General features: G+C 70.7%; 15 protein-coding genes. 4 read left to right on the forward strand and 11 right to left on the reverse strand.

Annotation, left to right across the window (positions count from 1 at the left end; genetic code table 11):
- Positions 1 to 11 precede the first annotated feature (11 nt).
- Entirely contained in the window at positions 12 to 467 is a 456-nt protein-coding gene (locus tag ACIRRY_RS47600; RefSeq protein WP_403985978.1) for a GtrA family protein, read from the forward strand.
- Positions 468 to 487: 20 nt separating this feature from the next.
- Here ACIRRY_RS47600 and ACIRRY_RS47605 read toward each other — a convergent pair whose 3' ends face one another.
- Both ACIRRY_RS47605 and ACIRRY_RS47610 read right to left on the reverse strand, forming a co-directional pair.
- Positions 488 to 1348 carry an ABC transporter ATP-binding protein gene (locus ACIRRY_RS47605; RefSeq protein WP_403985981.1) on the reverse strand — a complete coding sequence of 287 codons (861 nt, stop codon included), beginning with the start codon at positions 1346 to 1348 and terminating at the stop codon, positions 488 to 490.
- Entirely contained in the window at positions 1341 to 2258 is a 918-nt protein-coding gene (locus ACIRRY_RS47610; protein ID WP_403985983.1) for an ABC transporter permease, read from the reverse strand. Before ACIRRY_RS47610 ends, ACIRRY_RS47605 begins: the two co-directional genes overlap by 8 nt.
- Positions 2259 to 2846: 588 nt before the next feature.
- On the opposite strand from ACIRRY_RS47610, the gene ACIRRY_RS47615 reads away from it, so the two are divergent.
- Complete coding sequence (locus ACIRRY_RS47615; protein ID WP_393043201.1) at positions 2847 to 3473, forward strand: TetR/AcrR family transcriptional regulator; 627 nt, start codon at positions 2847 to 2849, stop codon at positions 3471 to 3473.
- Between the two features lie 316 nt (positions 3474 to 3789).
- On the opposite strand, the gene galE is transcribed toward ACIRRY_RS47615, so the two are convergent.
- Positions 3790 to 4770: a UDP-glucose 4-epimerase GalE gene (gene galE / locus ACIRRY_RS47620; protein ID WP_403985987.1), complete on the reverse strand. Its 981-nt coding sequence runs from the start codon at positions 4768 to 4770 to the stop codon at positions 3790 to 3792.
- Between the two features lie 58 nt (positions 4771 to 4828).
- Positions 4829 to 6100 carry a glycosyltransferase 87 family protein gene (locus ACIRRY_RS47625; RefSeq protein ID WP_403986119.1) on the reverse strand — a complete coding sequence of 424 codons (1272 nt, stop codon included), beginning with the start codon at positions 6098 to 6100 and terminating at the stop codon, positions 4829 to 4831.
- A 175-nt stretch (positions 6101 to 6275) separates the two neighbouring features.
- On the opposite strand from ACIRRY_RS47625, the gene ACIRRY_RS47630 reads away from it, so the two are divergent.
- Positions 6276 to 8459: a glycosyltransferase family 39 protein gene (locus tag ACIRRY_RS47630; protein WP_403986122.1), complete on the forward strand. Its 2184-nt coding sequence runs from the start codon at positions 6276 to 6278 to the stop codon at positions 8457 to 8459.
- On the opposite strand, the gene ACIRRY_RS47635 is transcribed toward ACIRRY_RS47630, so the two are convergent.
- The gene (locus ACIRRY_RS47635; protein ID WP_403985990.1) at positions 8419 to 8892 is read right to left on the reverse strand and encodes a MarR family winged helix-turn-helix transcriptional regulator; all 474 of its coding nucleotides are present in this window, start codon (positions 8890 to 8892) and stop codon (positions 8419 to 8421) included. The genes ACIRRY_RS47630 and ACIRRY_RS47635 overlap by 41 nt on opposite strands.
- A gap of 132 nt (positions 8893 to 9024) precedes the next feature.
- On the opposite strand from ACIRRY_RS47635, the gene ACIRRY_RS47640 reads away from it, so the two are divergent.
- Positions 9025 to 9438, forward strand: a complete 414-nt coding sequence (locus tag ACIRRY_RS47640) for an organic hydroperoxide resistance protein (RefSeq protein ID WP_019056748.1) — start codon at positions 9025 to 9027, stop codon at positions 9436 to 9438.
- An 82-nt stretch (positions 9439 to 9520) separates the two neighbouring features.
- On the opposite strand, the gene ACIRRY_RS47645 is transcribed toward ACIRRY_RS47640, so the two are convergent.
- The 6 genes from ACIRRY_RS47645 to ACIRRY_RS47670 form a co-directional block, all read right to left on the reverse strand.
- A complete protein-coding gene (locus ACIRRY_RS47645) occupies positions 9521 to 10810 on the reverse strand; it encodes a hypothetical protein (RefSeq protein ID WP_403985993.1) in 1290 nt (429 codons plus the stop codon).
- The gene (locus ACIRRY_RS47650) at positions 10807 to 13032 is read right to left on the reverse strand and encodes a CDP-glycerol glycerophosphotransferase family protein (RefSeq protein ID WP_403985996.1); all 2226 of its coding nucleotides are present in this window, start codon (positions 13030 to 13032) and stop codon (positions 10807 to 10809) included. The genes ACIRRY_RS47645 and ACIRRY_RS47650 overlap by 4 nt, the downstream gene beginning before the upstream one ends.
- A gap of 7 nt (positions 13033 to 13039) precedes the next feature.
- On the reverse strand, positions 13040 to 15235 hold the full coding sequence (locus ACIRRY_RS47655; RefSeq protein WP_403985999.1) for a CDP-glycerol glycerophosphotransferase family protein: 2196 nt from the start codon (positions 15233 to 15235) through the stop codon (positions 13040 to 13042).
- A 146-nt stretch (positions 15236 to 15381) separates the two neighbouring features.
- A complete protein-coding gene (locus ACIRRY_RS47660; RefSeq protein WP_403986002.1) occupies positions 15382 to 17643 on the reverse strand; it encodes a CDP-glycerol glycerophosphotransferase family protein in 2262 nt (753 codons plus the stop codon).
- Positions 17644 to 17808: 165 nt separating this feature from the next.
- Positions 17809 to 18717 carry a carbohydrate ABC transporter permease gene (locus ACIRRY_RS47665; RefSeq protein WP_403986005.1) on the reverse strand — a complete coding sequence of 303 codons (909 nt, stop codon included), beginning with the start codon at positions 18715 to 18717 and terminating at the stop codon, positions 17809 to 17811.
- Positions 18714 to 20054, reverse strand: coding sequence for a carbohydrate ABC transporter permease (locus ACIRRY_RS47670; RefSeq protein ID WP_403986008.1), 1341 nt, complete (start codon positions 20052 to 20054; stop codon positions 18714 to 18716). Before ACIRRY_RS47670 ends, ACIRRY_RS47665 begins: the two co-directional genes overlap by 4 nt.
- Between the last annotated feature and the right edge of the window lie 2 nt (positions 20055 to 20056).

Consider the following 20056-nt stretch of genomic DNA (forward strand, 5'->3'; position numbering starts at 1 on the left):
AGCCTTGGTGCGTGACTCTCAACCTCACCGAGGAACACGCGACCGCCGCCCCCGTCAGGCCGGTGCGCAAGGTCGTCCTGGAAGTCGTGAAATTCGGGATCGTCGGCGGCAGCGGCGTCCTCGTCAACTTCGCGGTCTTCAACGCCCTGCTGCACGGCCTGCGTTGGCCCGCGATGCTCGCGACGGTCCTGGCCAGCTGCGTGGCGATGGGCGCCAACTACCTCGGCTTCCGCTACTACACCTACCGCGACCGCGACGCCCCCGGCGCCCGCCGCATCGCCCTGTTCTTCGTCTTCAGCGGCATCGGCGTGGCCATGGAGAGCGGCCTCTTCTACGTCGGCTACCACGGGCTGGGCCTCCACGGTCCGCTTGAGGCGAATGCCGTGAAGGCCCTGTCGATCGTGCTCGCGTCCGCGTTCCGCTTCCTGGTCTACCGCACGTGGGTGTTCCAGGACGAGGACCTCTAGAAGGACCTCTGGAAGGACCTCTAGGCGACCTTGTCGGCGGCCGGCTCCTTGGGCTTGTCGGCGCCGCCCGTGAAGGCCTCGTACGCCTCCAGGACCTCCTCCGTCGGCCCGTCCATCCGCAGCTCGCCGCGCTCCAGCCACAGCACGCGGTCGCAGGTGTCGCGGATCGACTTGTTGTTGTGGCTGACGAGGAAGACCGTGCCCGCGTGCTTGCGCAACTCGCGGATCCGCTCCTCCGAACGCCGCTGGAACGACCGGTCGCCCGTCGCCAGCGCCTCGTCGATCAGCAGGACGTCGTGGTCCTTGGCGGCGGCGATGGAGAAGCGCAGCCGGGCACCCATGCCGGAGGAGTACGTCCGCATCGGGAGGGTGATGAAGTCGCCCTTCTCGTTGATGCCGGAGAAGTCGACGATGCTCTGGTAGCGCTCCTTGACCTGCTCGCGGGACATGCCCATGGCCAGGCCGCCGAGGTACACGTTGCGCTCGCCGGTCAGGTCGCCCATCAGGGCCGCGTTGACGCCGAGGAGGGAGGGCTGGCCGTGCGTGTAGATACGGCCGTTCTCGACCGGGAGCAGGCCGGCGACCGCCTTGAGCAGGGTCGACTTGCCGGAACCGTTGGTGCCGATGAGCCCGATCGCCTCGCCCTTGTAGGCGACGAAGGACACCTTCTTGACCGCGTGCACCTTGCGCACACCCGCCGCCTTCTCCGCTTTCTCGCGGCGCAGCATGCGGTTGAGGGCGGCGGTCGCGGAGCCGCGTCCGGCGCCGGTTCCGTTGACCCGGTAGATGATGTCGACGCCGTCGCAGACGACGGTGGGGATGGTGCTGTCCGCGGCCACGGGGGTCCGCTCGGTGTGGTACTCGATGGTCTGCTCAGCCACGGCCGTACGTCTCCTCAGCCTTCCAGAAGTAGATGAAGCCGCCGACTCCGGCGATCAGCGCCCAGGCCAGCGCGGCCGGCCACACATGCGGGGGGAGCTGGCTGGAGTGGAAGCTGTCGATCAGCGAGTAGCGCATGAGGTCGATGTAGACGGCCGCCGGGTTGGTCTCCAGGGCGAGCGTCACGATGTGCGGCAGGTGGTCCTTGCTGGTGAGCTTGTCGATGCTCCACATGACGCCGGAGACGTACATCCAGGTGCGCAGCACGAACGGCATCAGCTGCGCGATGTCCGGCGTCTTCGCGCCCATCCGGGCCATGATCATCGAGACGCCCGCGTTGAACGTGAACTGCAGGACCAGCACCGGGATCGCCATCAGCCAGGAGAAGCTGATCGGCACACCGAAGCAGAGCAGGATCACGACCAGGGCGGCCATCGAGAACAGCAACTGCTGGAGCTGTTGCAGCGCGAACGAGATCGGCAGCGCGGCCCGCGGGAAGTGCAGGGCCCGTACGAGGCCGAGGTTGCCGGAGATCGCCCGGGTGCCCGCCATGATCGAGCTCTGCGTGAACGTCCAGATGAACACGCCCGTCACCAGGAACGGGATGTAGTCCGGGACGCCGCGCTTGGTGCCCAGCAGGATGCCGAAGATGAAGTAGTACACCGCCGCGTTCAACAGCGGCGTCATCACCTGCCAGATCTGGCCCAGCTTCGCCTGGCTGTACTGCGCGGTCAGCTTGGCGGTGGCGAAGGCGGTGATGAAGTGGCGGCGCTCCCACAGCTGGCTCACGTACTCGCGCAGGGAGGGGCGGGCGCCACTGACCGTGAGGCCGTGGCGTGCGGCGAGCGCCGCGAGGTCTTCTTCGTCGGCCGGGGCCGGCGAATGGGGCGGTGTGTGGAGGACCTGGCTCACATCCGCTGCTTTCGCTCGGGGGGAGGGGGTGCGTGCGTCCGGCTGCCGTGTCCCGCCGTCCGGCGTTTTCTTACGCTTTTCTTTACGTTCTCTTACGTCGGGACGGGACCGTATCGTCGCAACGTGAGCGTAGGCGGATTCAGCGTCGGAACGCAACCGTTTCGTCGTGACGGATGTGATGGGGCCGTTAGGTTTTGGGGCGGGACGGGGGTGTTGCGTCGATACGCTCTGGGAGGGGTGGCGTGGAGTGTCGTGCGGGGTGTCGCAGGGGCGGGCCGGTCGGTCCGATCGGCCCGATCGGCCCGGTCGCGTCGGCGGGACGCTACGGGCGCGTCGCGGGGACGGTCTGGTTCCGTCGCGGCGACGAGCCGGTTGCGTCCCGCCGACGAGCCGGTTGCGTCTCGACGTGCCGCTGCGCCGCCGCCTGCTGCCGACGGGCTCGCGCACGGCTCGATTCCCGTGCCGTGTGTCTGCCCGTGCCACCCGTCCGCCCGTGCCGCCCGTCCGCGTTACGACGAACCCGTTTCGTCGCAACGCAACCCGCGTCGGAACGCAACCGTTTCGTCGCAACGCCCCTATGCTTGAGCTATGACGACGAACGCCGACGAGCCCCAGACACGTCAGCGCCGCCGCACCCCCGCCGGGGCGGCCGTACTCCGCGAGGATGTGACCGAAGCCATTCGCGCGGCGGTCTTCGAGGAGTTGGCGGCGGTCGGATATGCCCGGATGTCGATCGAGGGGATCGCGCGTCGGGCGGGAGTGGGCAAGACGGCGGTGTACCGCCGCTGGCGTTCGAAGCTGCACCTGGTGCTCGACGTGGTGTCGGCGATCGCGGTGATGGGGCTGCCGACGCCGGACACGGGTTCGCTGGAGGGTGACCTGCGGATGCTGTACGAGGTGACGTCACGGGCGTTGCGTCACCCCGTCGCCTCGCAGATCATCCCGGACCTCCAGGCCGAGGCGGCCCGCAACCCCGAGATCGCCGAGGCCATGCAGAAGGCGCTGCGGGAGGGTCAGGAGGGCGTGGCCAGCAAGATCCTGGCGGCGGCGGAACGGCGTGGCGAGATCCGCCCCGGCATGGACGACGACCTGGCCCTCGACCTGATCTCCGGCCCCCTGTACTGGCGAGCCGTGGTGATCCGCAGCCCGAAGCTGCCGAAGGGGTACCTGGGGGCGCTGGCCCGGGCGACGACCGAGGGACTCAAGGCGCTGTAGGGCTCCGCCGCACCCCTGTGACGACGATGGCTACCGGCGTCCCCGACCGGCCGCCGGCGAGTCCCCATCCCCGGCGGTCCAACTGCCGTGCCGGCTCTCCGAGTTCAGCCGCTCGCAGCACCCGTACCCCCCGGGACCCCGGCAGGGCTAAGTGCAGGGTCTCGGCTCAGCGTTTGGGGAGGGGCCGGCCGTCAGACGCGCGCGGCTCCCGGACGCCACCGCACTCACGCTTCCCAGGCAGACGCGAGCATGTTCTGCCTCTGCGTGTCGCCGAGGACGGTGCCCACCGCGCGCTCCGCCCCGCGGGAACCGTCCATCAGGCCCGCGCCGCCCCCGGATGCAACCGCACCCACCCCTCCCACGCCGACGCGATCATGTCCTGGACGTCGTGCTTGGCCTTCCAGCCCAGTTCGGTGGTGATGCGGTCGGCGGAGGCGACGACGCGGGCCGGGTCGCCGGGGCGGCGGGGGTGGACGGTCGGTGGACGGTCGTAACCGGTGATCGCGTTGATGCGGTCGATCATCTCGCGGACCGAAACGCCCTCCCCGCGGCCGATGTTGAGGGTGAGAGCGCGGCCGGGAGAAGCCTGGAGGGCGCGGGCGGCGGCGACGTGGGCCTCGGCCAGGTCCATGACGTGGATGTAGTCGCGGACGCAGGTGCCGTCCGGGGTGGCGTAGTCGTCGCCGAAGATGCGCGGGGGCTCGTTCGCGGTGAGCTTCTCGAAGACCATGGGGACGAGGTTGGAGACGCCCGTGTCCGCGAGTTCGGGACTCGCCGCGCCGGCCACGTTGAAGTAGCGCAGGGAGGCCGTGGACAGGCCGGTCGCCCGGCCCGTCGCGCGGACCAGCCACTCACCGGCGAGCTTGGTCTCGCCGTACGGCGACATGGGCACGCACGGCGTTTCCTCCGTCACCAGTTCCACGTCGGGCATGCCGTAGACGGCCGCCGAGGACGAGAAGACGAAGGACGGGACGCCGGCCGTGGTCACCGCCTCCAGGAGGACGCGCAGGCCCTCGACGTTCTCCCTGTAGTAGTGCAACGGCAGGTCGAGCGACTCGCCGACCTGCTTCTTCGCCGCCAGGTGGACGACTCCGGTGACGTCCTGGTCGGCGAGGGTGCGGGCCACCCGTTCCGCGTCCAGGGTCGAACCCACCACCAGGGGCACGCCGTCGGGCACGCGCGCGGCGATGCCGGTGGACAGGTCGTCGTAGACGACCGCCTGTTCGCCCGCCTCGGTCATCGCCCTCACGACATGCGCCCCGATGTAGCCGGCGCCGCCGGTGATCAGCCAGGTCATGTGCGGCCGTCCCCTCCGTCACTGGATCCCGTGAGATCCGTGGTCGGGCCTCAGTCAATCAGGCGCCGGAGTGCGCGGCGGTCAACCGCTGGGACTCCCCGTACGGGCCGGGGGGCAGCACGCGCGTGTGCGTCGTCTCGGGGAGCGCCCTGGACGAGCGCCAGAGGCGGACGAAAGAGAGGACGGCCGCGGCGGCCAGCAGACCGTTGCGGACGACCATCAGGGCGCAGCCCGTCCAGGTGGAGTGGATGACGTCGACGTACAGGACGGGGAACTCGACGGAGCTGACCGCCGTCGCCGCCACGATCAGCGCGGCCACCGCGCGCTGGGTGGTGTGCCGCGAGGTCAGACAGACGGCGGCCAGGCCGAGCAGCCAGATCATGTACTGGGGGCTGATGACCCGGCTGGTCACGGTGAACAGCAGGACGGCGCTCAGCGCGGCGTCGTACGGGGTCGCCGCGGTCCAGCGGCGGGCCCGGACCCGCCACAGCAGCAACAGCCCGAAGGCGACCGCCGTGAGCGCGAGGGAGACGTCGGCGACGGCGGAGACGTACGGCCCCGTGAACTCCATCGCGCCGTACCGGTAGTGCACCTGGCCCGCCCAGCCGGCGTGGGTCGCCAGGCCGAGCACGGTGCCGCCGAACGACTCGATCTGCACGCCCCGGCCGCCCTGTTGACGCAAGAAGGCAAAAGGATTGTTGAACAAGACCACGAGAGACATGAGCGACAAGGCCCCCGTCCCCACCGCCCACGACCACACCGACCGCGTCGTCCGCCCCCTCGGCATCCCCAGCAGCACCAGCGCCGGCCACACCTTCACCAGCGCGCCCAGCGCCGCGAACGCGCCGCACACACGCGTGGAGCGCGACAACGTCAACAGGGAGATGACGGCGAACGCCGTGACCTGCACGTCGTAGCGGACGAGGGGCATGTGCAGGAGGAGGGGAAGGGTGAGGATCCAGTACGCGGCGCCGCGCAGGCTGTGGCCGGGGCGGGTGCCCGCGCGGGCCAGTACCGCGGTGATCAGCGCGTCGGTCGCGAGGGTGAGGGCGACGAACGCCTGGAAGTACGTCAGGTCCGGCAGCAGCGCGGGGGCCAGCAGGACCGGGCCGGCGCCCGGCGGGTACTGCCACAGCGGGTCGTGCGCGGGGAACGCGCCGTGCGACAGGACGCCGTACCAGTGGTGGTACAGGCGCCACACCTCGCGCGCGACCCCGCCCCGGCCGAGCAGGGGGAGGTCGTTGTACGCGAGGAGGAGCAGCATTCCCGCGCGGGTGGTGAGCCAGGCGAGGGCGAGGGCGAGGAGGCGGTGTCCGCGGGCGGCGTTCATCACACGGCGGATCGTAAGCCGGGTGAATGCCGTAGGAATGCTCATACACCGTCAATCGTCGGTAAGAGCTTGCCAACAGTACAAAATCATCCAGGTGGACAGCCAAGGCGAGGGTGAGTACGGGCACGGGCTCGGGCGACGGACGCGTGCGGAGGTCGTGGCCGTGCTCGTGCCGATGGCCGTCATGCTCGCGCTGGGGCTGTGGGGGCTCGACCGCGGCGGGATGTGGGGCGACGAGGGCGTCACGTTCCTGGTCGGGCGGCGCACGGTGCCGCAGATCTGGCATCTGCTGCACGGTGTCGACGCGGTGCACGGCCTGTACTACCTCCTCATGCACGCCGTCCTCGCCGTCCACCCCGGCGAGGTCGCCCTCCGGCTGCCGTCCGTGTGCGGCGCGGTGGCGACGGCGGGCCTGGTCGCGATCCTCGGCGCACGCCTGGCCCGCCCCCGGGTCGGCCTCTGGGCCGGTCTCCTCTACGCGATCACCCCGCTGACCGGCCACTACGCCCAGGAGGGCCGCTCGTACACCCTCGTCGCGGCGGGCGTGGCCGGGGCGACGCTGCTGCTGGTACGGGCGCTGGAGGGGCGGTCCTGGTGGGGCTACGGCGCCGTCCTCGCCGTGACCTTTCTGCTGCACGAGTTCGCGGTCCTGGTGCTCTGCGCGCACGCGATCACGCTGGCGGCGGCGCGAGTGCCCAAGAGCGTGTGGCTCGGCTGGGGCCGTGCGGCGGGCATGGCGGTGGGCGTCCTGCTGCCGCTGGCGTGGGTGTCCCAACGGCAGTCGGCACAGGTGGCGTGGCTACGGATGCCGGACTGGGACACGACGGAACGCCTGGCCCGCGGTTTCCTCGCCGTCACCCCGACCGGCGTCGTCTTCTGGACCTCGGTCCTGCTGATCCTGATCGGACTCGGCGCCGGACGCCTCACGTCGGTCGCGCTGCCGTTGCTGCTGGTGCCGCCGGTGATCCTGCTGACGGTGTCGCAGTTCCGGCCGCTGTTCCACGAGCGGTATGTGCTGTACGCGCTGGCGGGCGCGCCCCTGCTGCTGGCGGCGGGGGCGGACCGGGTGGTGGGGGTGATGGGACGACTGTGGCTGGAGGAACGCGGCACCCCGAATGGTCGTCGCGCGGAGCCCTGCCGTGTGGCGACCGAGGCGGGGAGTCACCGGCAGTTGGTCGGCGCGCTGAGCGGGGGTGGTCTGGGCCCGGGAGCGGACCGTACGACGGGAGCGGGAGTTGGCACAGGAACCGGAACCGCAGCGGGAGTTGGAGTCGGTGCGGGTGCGGCAGCCGGAGCCGGAGCCGGAGCCGGTATCGGAGCCGGTATCGGAGCCGGTATCGGAGTCGGTGTCGGAGTCGGACTGGGTGCTGGAGCCGGTGTCGGAGCCGGAGTAGGTGCTGGAGTCGGTGTCGGAGCGGCAGTTGGTGCCGGAGTGGGGACGGAAGCCGGTGCCGGAACGGGCGCTGGAGCTCGCCTCGCAAGTCGCCCACCCCTGAACGGAGTTGACCACCCGAACCCCCTAAGGCCCATCGCCCCCCGCCGCTCCCTGACCAGCCGCCGCTCACCCCGCCGCATCCGGCTTGTCACCCGCACGCTCCTCGCCGCCCCCGCCCGCTTTCTCACCCGGGTCCGCACGCTCCTCGCCGCCCCCGCCCGCCTTCCCGCCGACGTCCGCACGCTCCTCGCCACCCTCACCATCCGCGCCACCCGAGCGAATCTCTTCACCCGAGCCCCTCTCTTCACCCGAGCGAATCTCTTCACCCGAGCCCGCCTCCTCACCCGAGCAAATCTCATCGCCCTCGCCGGCGTCCTGGCCGTAGCCGTCCCCTTCCTCCACAACCTCCCCGCCTACCGGAACGACCACCTCGCGGCCCGCCGCCCCGAGAACCTCGCCGTGGTCGCCGCCCTCGCCGGACGTGAACTCCGGTCAGGAGACCCCGTGTTGTTCCTGCCGTCGTTCTGGCGGGTGACGGCGTCGGCGTACCCGGGACCGTTCGTCGGAGCCCGGGACCTGGCGCTTCGGGAGTCGGGGGCGAGGTCCGGGACGCTCAGCGGGCGTGAGGTGGGGCCGGGGGAGTTGCGGGCCCGGCTCGCCGGTGTGGACCGGGTCTGGATCGTCGCGCAGTCGAATCTGCTGCCCTCGCGCTGGGCACCCGGCGACCCGACCGAACGGGTCAAACTCGACGTCGTGGACGGGGAGTTCGCGCGCCGCCGCGAGTACGTGGGCGGCCGGGTGAAGCTCGCCCTCTACATCCGCCGCATGCCACCACAGGCCATGTGGTCGACGAAACCGATGAAGCAGCCGGCGAACCCGGTGTCTACGCCTGCTCCAGCGTCGCCGCGTCCAACGCCCCCGTGAGCTGGTCGAGTTGTTCCCGCAGCGCCCGGATCGCGTCGATGTCGAAGCCGGTCGCGCCGAGAATGCGGCGCGGCACCTCGACCGCGCGCTCGCGCAGCGCGACGCCCTCGTCGGTGAGCCGTACCTCCACCGAGCGCTCGTCGCGCGCGCTGCGCTCACGCCGTACCAGACCGGCCGTCTCCAGCCGCTTGAGCAGCGGGGACAGCGTGCCGGAGTCGAGCCGCAGGTGTTCGCCGAGCTTCTTGACGGGCAGCTCGCCCTGCTCCCACAGCACCAGCATCACCAGGTACTGCGGATACGTGAGCCCGAGATCCTTGAGGAGCACCCGGTACACACCGCCGAAGGCGCGTGACGCGGCGTTCAGGGAGAAGCAGATCTGCTGGTCGAGCCGGAGCCAGTCGGCGGTGGGAGTGTCGGCGGGAGTGGTGGTCATGTGTCCAGGATAGCGCTAGCGGGCCATTCAGTTGTGGGCAATTGAATTGTGTGCTCTACTTATCTCCGTGAGGCGGTCCGGACACCCGGACCAACCCCACCTCACCAAGACTTCCGAGAGGGATGGTTTCCAATGGACGCGATCTACACCGCCGTAGCCACCGCCACCCACGGCCGTGACGGCCGCGCGGTCAGCAACGACGGCAAGATCGACCTTCAGCTCGGCATTCCGGTAGAGATGGGCGGCAACGGCCAGGGCACCAACCCCGAGCAGCTCTTCGCCGCCGGCTACGCCGCCTGTTTCGGGAGCGCCCTCGGCCTCGTCGGCCGGCAGGCGAAGGTCGACGTCACCGACGCGGCCGTGACCGCCGAGGTCGGCATCGGCAAGCAGGGCGAGGGCTTCGGCCTCAAGGTGACCCTGCGCGTCGAGCTCCCCGACACCGTGGACGAGGCCACCGGCCGCAAGCTGGTCGAGACCGCCCACCAGGTCTGCCCCTACTCGAACGCGACCCGCGGCAACATCGAGGTCGACCTCGTCATCGAGTAGTCACTACGTCATCGAGTGGTCACTACGACGCTCTCGCGACCCCGGCGCCGAGATGATCACCCCGGCGCCGGGGTCGCCCGCGTCACGTCACCGATCGCGCGTGCTCCCCGAGCCCCTGCCCGGGAACCGGGGCCGGCACCGACGCCGCCACAGCCGCGACCGCCTTCCCCCGCACCACGCTCTCCAGCAACAACGGCACCCCCACCACCGGCAACAGCCACACCAGCACGATCAACCGCCCACCCCAGACACTGATGTCCGGATGCGCGGCCTGCGTGAGAATCCCCGTGAACGCGGCCCCGACCAGGAACACCCCGAACGCCGGCCGCCGCGACGCACCCCACGCCCCGGCGCCGAGCGCCGCCGCGAGCACCGGTTGCCACAGTTGCTGCCGCGTCCACTCCAGCCAGAAGTTCCCTTCCAGGTGCAGGAATTCGGGCCACAGCCGGGCGCGGTCGGGCCGCGCGTAGTGATCGGTCAGCAGATCCTGGAGGCTGTCGGTCTGCGACGGATAGTGCAGCAGCCCCGCCACCACCAGAGTCCCTACGGCCGCCACCGCGCCGAGCGCCGCGACCGCCGCCACCGCCCGCCGCTGTCGCTGCCGTACGGCGACCAGCGCCCCCGCACCGCCCAGGCACAGCCCGAGGAACAGGGCCTGCGAGTGCTTGACGGTGAAGAGGAGGAGCAGGGAGCCGCCGACCAGGGCGAGCCCGACGCGCGTCCGGCGCCCTTGCAGCACCAGCGCGCAGCCCCACAGCACCGCCAGCGTCAGGGCCGTCATCAGCCCCTCTGCCATCGGACGCATCGCGGTCGTCCCGATCGGCAGGACGTAGTAGAGGGCCTGCCCGGTCAGCGCGAGCGGCACCGACACCGACAGCGTGCGCAGGATCAGGAAGACGAGGATCCCGCCCGCGACGGTGAGGACGACACTCGCCGACCACAACCCCCACACCGGACCGAGCAGCGTCACGAACGGCACCAGGAACACCGGGTATCCGGGCCGCACTTCGAAGATCCGCATGAACCGCTCGGGCATGAACGGCGTGATGAACCCGCCCCTGTACCCGGCCCGCACCTGCGCGTCCACCGCCCGCCACTGCGCGGCCCGGCACTTCTTCGCGACCCGCGCGGCGGGGTCCTTGCCGTGGAAGTTCAGCACGTTGACGCTCTGGTCGCGCCGCGCGGTCGCCCCGTTGCTCGCGCAGGCGTAGTCGATGGCGACGGCCGCCGCCTCGTGCTCGCTCGCGCCCCGCAGACTCATCGCGTACGACAGGTAGTTCTTGGTGTCGGGGGTGGCCCGCCCGGTGACATTGGCGAGTTGGAGCACCGCGAACACGGCGGCCAGCACCAGCACCCAGGTGCGCGGCCTCATGAGGACGCCAACTGGTCGTGCCCGACAGCCGGGTTGGGGACCCGCGCGCCGGATCCGTCTCGCGGCAGCGGGCCCTCCTCGCCCAGCAATAGCGTCCGTACGACCCTCTCGGCGGCGTTCCCGTCGTCGAACTCGCAGTACCGCGACCGGAATTCGGTCCGCAACCGCGTCGAGTCCTCGTCCCGCCAGGCACCCGAGGCGAACAGCCACGCCAACTCCCGGTAGGAACCGGACACATGACCCGGTGGCGCGGCGGTGACGTCGAAGTAGGTTCCCCTGCTCGCCGCGTACGCCTCCCGGTCGTCGGCGTGCAGCACGATCGGCCGGTCGAGGTTGGCGTAGTCGAACATCAGGGCCGAGTAGTCGGTGACCAGCGCGTCGGACGCCAACATGACGTCCTCCACGGAGGGTTCGTCGGTCGCGTCGACCAGAACACCCCGCCGGTGCAGGTCCGCGAGCCCCATCCCGCGCGCGGGCCCGGTCGCGAGGGACGGATGCAGACGTACGACGAGGGTGTGCTCCGGGCCGAGGTCCTCGGCGAACCGGGCCAGGTCCAGCCGGTCGATGTGCCCGCCCCTGACGTACTCGCGCCGGGTCGGCGCGTACAGCACGACCGTGTGCCCGTCGGGGATGCCGAGTCGCGCGCGAACGGCCTTACCCGCCTCGGCAGTTGCGCCGACCAGCACGTCGTTGCGCGGGCTGCCCGTCCGCGCCGAGGCGAAGTGGCACGGGTACGCCCGCTCCCACACCAGCTCCGAGTGCCGGTTGGCGACCAGGCTGTGGTCCCAGCGGTCGGCGCGGCGCAGCATCTGCGGCACGTCGACGCCGTACCGGGCGCCGGGCTTGTCCAGCAGGTCGGCCGCCATGTACTTGAGCGGGGTGCCCTGGTGGGTGTGGATGTGGACGCTGCCGGGGCGCTTGGTGAGGGTGCCGGGCCAGTTGACGTTGTTGACGAAGTACTTGGCGCGCGCGGTGACTTGGCGATACCGCAGGGTGTTGAGGAGCACGTGCTCGACGCCGGGCGGCAGCAACGCGGCCTGCTCCGCGTCCTGGACGACCCAGACACCCCGGAGCTGCGGGGCGATCTCCTTCGCCTGGTAGTACACGGCGGCCGGGTCGCCGAGGACCCCGCGGTGCGAAAAGGCCGAGTACACAACGAGGTTGGGGTCGAGCGAGCGGCGGCCGTGCAGCGCGCCCCAGCCGCCCTTGACCCGCCCGGCCGCCGACTTGCGTGCCTGCACCGCCCGTCGTTCGAGCTGCCGTGCGGCCCGCCCTGCCTGCCGCCTGACCCGGTATTTCGCGTAACTCCCCTCCAGGACACGGACTTCGGCGTCCACCGTCCCGCCGCCCGCCGGCTTGTGCTTGGCGAACAGCTCGGCCGTACGGCGGAAGAACTCGGCCTTGTCGGACGGGGGCAGCCGGTCCGGCTTGCTGAGGATGTCGAGACAGTGCTCGCCCATCTTGCGGTGCAGGTAGGGGCGCCAACTCGCCAGCTCCGGGCGGGAGTCGACGAACGCGAAGACCCGCTCGTACTGGTCGTGGATGTCGAAGTGCTTGCGGCTGGTGGTGGACAGGATGTTGCCCTGCCGCCGTTGCCGGTAGTTGAGGCAGATCCGGTCCAGGGTGGCGATCCGCTCGGCGCTGAGCAGCACCGGGAACGTCCACGGCGTGTCCTCGTAGTAGCCCGGCGGGAACTCGAAGGCGTGCTTGTGCACGAACTCGCGGCGGTACACCTTGTTCCACACGACCATCAACAGGTCGAGGATCTCCGGGTGTTCGGCGACCGTGAAGGTGCCGTCGACTTCCGTCAGGACGTGCGCGAGGACGTTGCGCCGGGTGCCGCCCCACCAGTAGGTGCGCGCGTAGTCGAAGACCAGGACGTCCGGGTCGCCGCTCGCGTCGAGCCGGTCGGCCATCGCGCGCAGGGCACCCGGGGTGAGGGTGTCGTCGCTGTCGAGGAAGAAGAGGAAGTCGCCGGTGGCCAGGGGCAGTCCGGCGTTGCGGGCACGGCCGAGGCCGACGTTCTCCGGCAGGTGCAGCACCTGGACGCGCGGGTCGCGGGCCGCGTACTCGTCGAGGATCGCGCCGCAGCCGTCCGGCGAGCAGTCGTTCACGGCGATCACCTCGATGTCCCGGTAGGACTGCTCCAGAACCGAGTCGAGGCACTCGCGCAGAAAGCCCTGCACCTTGAAGACGGGGACGATGACGCTGAAGCGGGGCACTTCGGGTTCAGCTCCTTACGAGGGTGGCGGCGGGGGCCGGGACGCGCTCCGCGAGCGGGATCACGGGCGGGATCGCCTCCGGCGGCTCGCCGAGGAACACCCGGCGTACGACCCGCTCGGCGGCCAGCCCGTCGTCGAACTCGCAGAAGCGGGACCGGAATTCGGCCCGCAGCGCGCTGGACTCGGCCCCCGCGTACGAGCCGTCGCGGAACACCTGCGCCAGTTCCTCGGGCGTCCGCGCGACCGGTCCCGGCGGTGCCTCCATGAGGTCGAAGTAGACGCCCCGGGTCTCCCGGTAGACGTCCCAGTCGTCGGCGTACACGACGATCGGCCGGTCGAGGTTGGCGTAGTCGAACATGATCGACGAGTAGTCCGTGACCAGCGCGTCGGCGGCCAGGCACACGTCCTCGGAGGAGCGGTGCCCGGTCACGTCGATGATCCGGCCGCTGCTCTTCGCCCGGCCCTGGTCGTAGAAGTAGTGGGCGCGCAGCAGCACGACGACGTCCTCACCGGCCGCCGCGCAGAACGCCTCCAGGTCGAGGCCGGTGTCGAAGCCGGTCCGGTAGTCGCGGTGGGTGGGCGCGTACAGGACGGCCGTCCTGCCCTCCGGGACACCCAACTCCCGCCGTACACGCGTCACTTCGTCGGCCGTCGCCGTGTAGTAGACGTCGTTGCGCGGATAGCCGTACTCCAGCGCCTCGTACGAGCCGGGGAAGGCGCGCTCCCACATCTGGGTGGAGTGGCGGTTGGAGGAGATGTTGTAGTCCCAACGGTCCACCCGGCCCAGCAACTTGGCGAAGCTGCCGGTCGCGGCGGCCACCACCGGGTACGCCGACTGGTCGACGCCCATCTTCTTCAGCGGGGTCCCGTGCTGCGTCTGGACGTGCACGCTGCCGGGGCGTTTGACGACGTCCTCGGCGAAGTTGGCGTTGTTCACCAGGTACTTGGCCCGCGCCAGTACCTCCCAGTACGTCCGGCTGCCGATGACGGCGTGCTCGACGCCCTTCGGTACGGCGTCCACCGCGTCCGGGTCCACCAGGAACACCGAGCGGATGTGCGGGGCGAGTTCGGCGGCTTTGGCGTGGATCGCGGCCGGGCTGCACGCGTAGCCCCGGCCCCAATACGCGCAGTAGACGGCCAAGTCGGGGTCGAGCGGGCGGCGCAGGTCACGGGCGTAGCGCAGCCGGGTGCGGAGCATCCGGGGGCGGGGGACCCGCTCGGCCGCTCCCGACGCCGACTGATTGGCGCCGCGCAGCGCCCGGAACGCCGAGTACGCCCCCGACGCCAGCAGTCGGTGCTGCACCCCCAGACTCCCGCCCGGCGTACGGAAGTCGGCGGGCCGGTGCGTGCGGTACAGCCGCCCCGCCCGGCGGAAGAAGGCGCGGCGCCCGGAGGACAGGCGTTCGGGACGGGACGCCGTCTTCAGCACCACCGCGAAGAGCTGCTCGAACAGGGCGCCGGACAGCGCGCTCTCGGCGGCCCGTGTCAGCACCAGGTCGACCTGGTCGAGGAGTTGGTGGTGGTGCGCGCCCGGCAGGTTGAGCCGGCTGCCCTGCCGCCGCAGCAGATGCCGTACGACGACCGAGCGCAGCACCGCCACCCGCTCGGCGGCGACGGTGACCAGGCCGCCCCAGCCGAGATCCGTGAACGGGCCCTCGGGGAAGGTGAGTCGGTGGTCGGTGAGGAAGGCGCGGCGGTAGGCCGCGCTCCAGGCCGGGAGCTGGACGCCCGTCAACTGCGGTGCCCGGTCGGGGGAGAAGGCGCCGGCCGGGGTCTTCGCCAGCGGCGGGGCCGCCGGGTTGGTGGGCTCGCCCTCCCACCACGGGGTCCGCTCGTGCTCGAAGTACAGGACGTCGACGTCTCCGGAGGCCCCCGTCTCCGTCAGCCGGGCGTCCAGCGCGGCCAGTGCCCCCGGGGCGAGGGTGTCGTCGCCGTCCAGGAACAGGACGTAGGCGCCGGTCGCCGCCCGCAGCCCGGTGTTGCGTGCCCCGCTCAGGCCCGCCGAGGGCGGTGAGTGGACCGGCGCCACCCGGGAGTCCCGCCCGGCGTGACCGGTGGCGACGTCGGCGGCCGGGGAGCCGGGGGCGTCGCAGACCGGGATCAGCTCGAAGTCGCCGTAGGACTGCGCGAGGACCGAGTCCAGGGCCAGGGCCAGCCGGCCGGCGACCCCGTGGGACGGGACGATGATGCTGAAGCGGGGCATTCTGTTCTTTCTCCAGTGGTCCGGAGGGGTCCGGGTCAGTGCGCGTGGTGGCCGGGGCGCCCGGTCGGACGCCAGGTGGTCGGCCGGGTCGGGGTCGGGCGCGAGGGGCTTGAGGGCATGTCGACTCCCTTGTGGGGAAGCGGTGTTCAGAGACGGTCGGTGACGGGCAGGGACGTCGTGGGCTGCGGCACGGTGGCGAGTGGGGAGCGGGTGCGGCTCGCGGCGGCCGACGGGACCGGGTGGCGGTCGGCGAGCGGGACGACCGGCGGGAGCTCCGTCTCGCCCAACACCACGTGGCGTACGACCCGTTCGGCGGCGCGGCCGTCGTCGTAGGGGCAGAAGCGCTCGCGGAACGCGGCCCGCAGTTGCGCCGAGCGGGAGCCGCGCCAGTGGTCGGTCGCGAAGATGTCGATCAGTTCGTCCTCGCTGCGCGCGACCGCGCCCGGCGGGAAGGCCCGCAGGTCGAAGTAGGTGCCGCGGGCCGCCTCGTAGGCCTCCCAGTCGTCGGCGTGGATGACGATCGGGCGGTCGAGGTTGGCGTAGTCGAACATCAGGGACGAGTAGTCGGTGACCAGCGCGTCCGAGGCGAGGCAGAGCGATTCGACGCTGGGGTGGTCGGTGACGTCGATGATCCGGCCGGACGCGGCGGCCGCGAGCGGGCCCTCGTGCCAGTAGTGGGCGCGGGCCAGCACGACGAAGCGCGGGCCGAGGCGGCGCAGCACGCGGTCGAGGTCGAGGTGGGCGCGCTGGACGCGGCGGTAGTCGCGGTGGGTCGGCGCGTAGAGGAGCGCGACGGCGTCCCGCGGGATGCCGAGCGACTCGCGCAGCCGGTCCACGTCGGCCGAAGTCGCCTGCTGGAACACGTCGTTGCGGGGATAGCCGTAGGCGAGCGTGGTGTAGCTGCCGGGGTAGACCCGCTCCCAGGTCAGGGTGGTGTGGCGGTTGGGGGACAGGACGTGGTCCCACTTGTCGACGCCCTTGAGGAGTTCGCCGAAGTCCATGTCCCGTGCGGCGGCCGGGCGTTCCTGAAGGTCGAGGCCCATGTGCTTGAGCGGGGTGCCGTGCTGGGTCTGGATCAGCACCTGGCCGGGGCGCTTGACCAGCCGCCGGTCGAAGTTGACGTTGTTCACCAGGTACTTGGAGCGGGCCAGCGCCGTCCAGTAGGAGACCGTGTTCGGGCGCAGCCTGCGGGTGGCGGCCGGGATCGTGTGGTGGTGCTCGGGACGGGCGACCCACGCCGTGCGGATGTGCGGGGCGTGCGTGCGGAACGCGGTCTCCAGCGCACCCGGGTTGCAGCTGTGGCCGCGTCCCCAGTAGGCGGCGAACACCGCGCGATCCCTTAGCGGGAGCCGGAGTTGGACCCGGTAGTGGAGCTGGAGGACGGCCGCCCGCAGATTGCGCAGCAGCTTGGCGGTGAGCTTGACCGCCCGGCGCCGCCAGCTCATCGCCCGCTGCACGGCCCGGAACGTGCGGTGCACGCCGAAGTGCACGAACGTGTGGCGCAGCCGGGTGCGCAGGGGCACCGGGGTGCCGGGGATGCGGTAATGGCGGTAGTGGGCGCGGGCGTTGCGCAGGAACTCGGCGCGGGTGCCGCGCGGCAGCCGGTCCGGCTTGGTGAAGACCGTCGCGAGGTGGTCGACCATGCGGCGGAACAACACCGGTCGCCACTGCGCGAGTTCGGGGCGCGTGTCGACGAACGCGAAGACCCGGTCGTACTGGTCGAAGACGTCGAAGTGCCGGCGGCTGGTGGTGCCGAGGATGTTGCCCTGGCGGCGCTGGCGGTAGTGGACGCAGACCCGGTCGAGGGTCGCGATCGTCTCCGCCGCCATCAGCACCGGGTAGGTCCACGGGGTGTCCTCGTAGTAGCCGGGCGGGAAGGCGAAGCCCTCGCGCTCGACGAACTCCCGTCGGTACGCCTTGTTCCAGGCGACCATGATGACCCGCAGGAGCCCGGGGCGGTCCTCCAGGCGGAAGGGCGCCGGGCCCTGTTCGGTCAACTGGGCGGCGACCTTGTTGCGTTGGGCCTCGCCCGACCAGAAGGTGCGCGCGTAGTCGAAGACGAGGACGTCCGGTTCGCCGGTCTCCTTGAGGCGGTCGGCGATCGAGCGCAGCGCGTCGGGGGTGAGCGTGTCGTCGCTGTCGAGGAAGACGAGATAGTCGCCGGTGGCCTGTTCGAGACCGGCGTTGCGGGCGCGGCCGAGGCCCTGGTTCTCGGGGAGGTGGACGGCGCGTACGCGGGCGTCGCGGTCCGCGAACTCGTCGATGATCGCGCCGCAGGCGTCCGGCGAGCAGTCGTCGACCGCGATCAACTCCAGATCGGGATACGACTGCGAGAGCACCGATTCCAGGCATTCGTGCAGGTACGCCTGGACCTTGTACGCGGGGACAATGACACTGAACCTGGGCAAGGGACATCCATGGGTCGGTCGGCGCGGGCGTTCTGCCCGGGAACGGCCGATGGAGTGACTTGGTTACGGCGCGTACGGCATACGGGGGATCCCCGGTGAACGGGAAAAGGCGGGCCGGTGACGGCCCACCTCCCGAATTACGCCCCGTTTGTTGCTATTTGTGGGCTATTTGACCGCCCCCGCCATGACACCGGACACGAACTGCCGCTGGAACGCGAAGAACACGGCCAGCGGGATCACCATGGAGATGAACGCACCGGGTGCCAGCACGTCGATGTTGTTGCCGAACTGGCGTACCTGGGTCTGGAGTGCGACCGTGATCGGCTGGGTGCTGGACTTGGTGAAGACCAGCGCGACCAGCATGTCGTTCCACACCCACAGGAACTGGAAGATGCCCAGGCTCGCGATCGCGGGCCCGCCGAGCGGCATCACGACCCGTGCGAACAGCCGGAGTTCACCGGCTCCGTCGAGGCGGGCCGCTTCCAGCAGCTCACGCGGGATCTCCGCGAAGAAGTTCCGCAGCAGGAACACCGCGAACGGCAGCCCGTAGCCGACATGGAACAGGATCACCCCGAAGATGGTCCCGAACAGGCCGATCTTTCCGAAGAGTTCGGCGATCGGGATCAGCGCGACCTGCACCGGCACGACCAACAGGCTGACCACGCCCAGGAACCACCAGTCGCGGCCCGGGAACTCCATCCACGCGAACGCGTAGCCCGCGAGCGAGCCGATCACCACGACGAGGATCGTCGCCGGGACGGTGATCAGGACGGTGTTCCACAGCGAGTTGGTGATGTCGCTGTTCTCCAGCAGCGTCTTGTAGCTGTGGAAGGTGAGTTGGGAGGGCTGGCTGAAGACCTTCCACCAGCCGCTCGCGCTCATGTCCTCCGGGCTGCGCAGCGAGGACAGCAGCAGCCCGATCGTCGGCACCAGCCAGAACAGCCCGACAAGGATCAGGAACACCCTGACCAGGCCCCCGCTCGCCGCCGCCGCGAGCCGCCCACCGAGCGACTCCCGCGCCTTGACGACCTCAACGGGCCCCGCATTCACCGGAGTTCCGACATCCGCAGTCATCGCCGCACCTCCCGCCGCAGTCGGCGCACATTGAAGAGCATCACCGGAATCACCAGCAGCAGCAGGAACACCGAGATCGCGCTGGCCACACCGGGCTGGTCCTCCGAGAAGCCCTTCCGGTACAGCTCCAGGGCCAGTACGTTCGCGTCGTCCTGGGAGGAGCCCGGGGCGATGATGAAGACCAGGTCGAAGATCTTCAGCACGTTGATCATCAGCGTGACGGCGACGACCGCGAGCACCGGCGCCAGCAGCGGCACCGTGACCCGCCGGAACACCTGCCACTCGTTGGCGCCGTCGACCCGTGCCGCCTCCAGCAACTCCCGTGGCACACCGGCGAGTCCGGCCGCGATCAGCACCATCGCGAACCCGGCCCACATCCACACGTACGACCCGATGATGGCCGGCGTCACCAACGACGGGCCCAGCCACTCCACTCCGTTGTACGGCGCCTTGAAGTTGCTTGCCGGGAGCCGGAGTTGGGCCCCGTCGGCCTTGGCGGGCAAGGTGAACGTGCCGTCGCCCGCGGCCTTCGTCGAGGCGACCACCTTGCCGTCCTTGACCGCCTCGATCCGCATCCCGCCGTAGCCGAGCTCGGACGGGTCGACCGCGCCGAGCCTGCCGACGCCCTTGCCGCGGGTGAAGTCCTGCCAGGTCGTGCCGGTGATCCTCCCCGGCTCCGGCTCGGCCGCCACGGCCTTCTTCGCGCTGTCGGGCATCTGGTCGGGGGCGACCCCGACCAGCGGGAGGACGACCGTCTGGCCGGTGTGCACCGTCGTACTCGTGATGAAGGCGCCGTGGTCCGCCTTCAGCGGCGACTCGCGGCCCGGGTGGGCGTTGGGGAACGCCGACGACGAGACGAACGTGTCGTGGACGCCGACCCAGACCGCGTTGGCGACGCCCTTGTGCGGGTCCTGGTCGTAGACGAGCCGGAAGATGATGCCGGCGGCGAGCATCGAGATCGCCATCGGCATGAAGACGACCAGCTTGAACGCCGTTCCCCAGCGCACCCGTTCGGTCAGCACCGCGAAGATCAGGCCGAGGGCGGTGGCGACCGTCGGCGCGAAGATCACCCAGATGACGTTGTTCTTCAGGGCGGTGCGGATGCCGTCGTCGGTGAACAGGGCCTTGTAGTTGTCGAATCCGGCGAAGCCGTCGCCGGCCCGGTTGCCGAAGCTGCGGATCAGCGAGTACCCGATCGGGTAGACCACGAGCGCGCCGAGCAGCACCAGGGCGGGTAGCAGGAACAGCACCGCCACGGTCCTGCGGGTACCGGTCACGCTCTTGCGGTTGCGGGGAGGGACGGGGGCCCCGGGGGCCTCCGCCGCTGCCGATGCCATCG

This window comes from Streptomyces sp. NPDC101776, from assembly GCF_044766845.1.
Classification (GTDB): Bacteria; Actinomycetota; Actinomycetes; order Streptomycetales; family Streptomycetaceae; genus Streptomyces.

Coding starts and splice junctions, on each gene's coding strand:
- ACIRRY_RS47625 (WP_403986119.1), bottom strand. CDS start 6,100: ATGAACGCCGCCCGCGGACACCGCCTCCTCGCCCTCGCCCTCGCCTGG.
- ACIRRY_RS47630 (WP_403986122.1), top strand. CDS start 6,276: ATGGCCGTCATGCTCGCGCTGGGGCTGTGGGGGCTCGACCGCGGCGGG.
- galE (WP_403985987.1), bottom strand. CDS start 4,770: ATGACCTGGCTGATCACCGGCGGCGCCGGCTACATCGGGGCGCATGTC.
- ACIRRY_RS47640 (WP_019056748.1), top strand. CDS start 9,025: ATGGACGCGATCTACACCGCCGTAGCCACCGCCACCCACGGCCGTGAC.
- ACIRRY_RS47645 (WP_403985993.1), bottom strand. CDS start 10,810: ATGAGGCCGCGCACCTGGGTGCTGGTGCTGGCCGCCGTGTTCGCGGTG.
- ACIRRY_RS47635 (WP_403985990.1), bottom strand. CDS start 8,892: ATGACCACCACTCCCGCCGACACTCCCACCGCCGACTGGCTCCGGCTC.
- ACIRRY_RS47665 (WP_403986005.1), bottom strand. CDS start 18,717: ATGACTGCGGATGTCGGAACTCCGGTGAATGCGGGGCCCGTTGAGGTC.
- ACIRRY_RS47615 (WP_393043201.1), top strand. CDS start 2,847: ATGACGACGAACGCCGACGAGCCCCAGACACGTCAGCGCCGCCGCACC.
- ACIRRY_RS47655 (WP_403985999.1), bottom strand. CDS start 15,235: ATGCCCCGCTTCAGCATCATCGTCCCGTCCCACGGGGTCGCCGGCCGG.
- ACIRRY_RS47670 (WP_403986008.1), bottom strand. CDS start 20,054: ATGGCATCGGCAGCGGCGGAGGCCCCCGGGGCCCCCGTCCCTCCCCGC.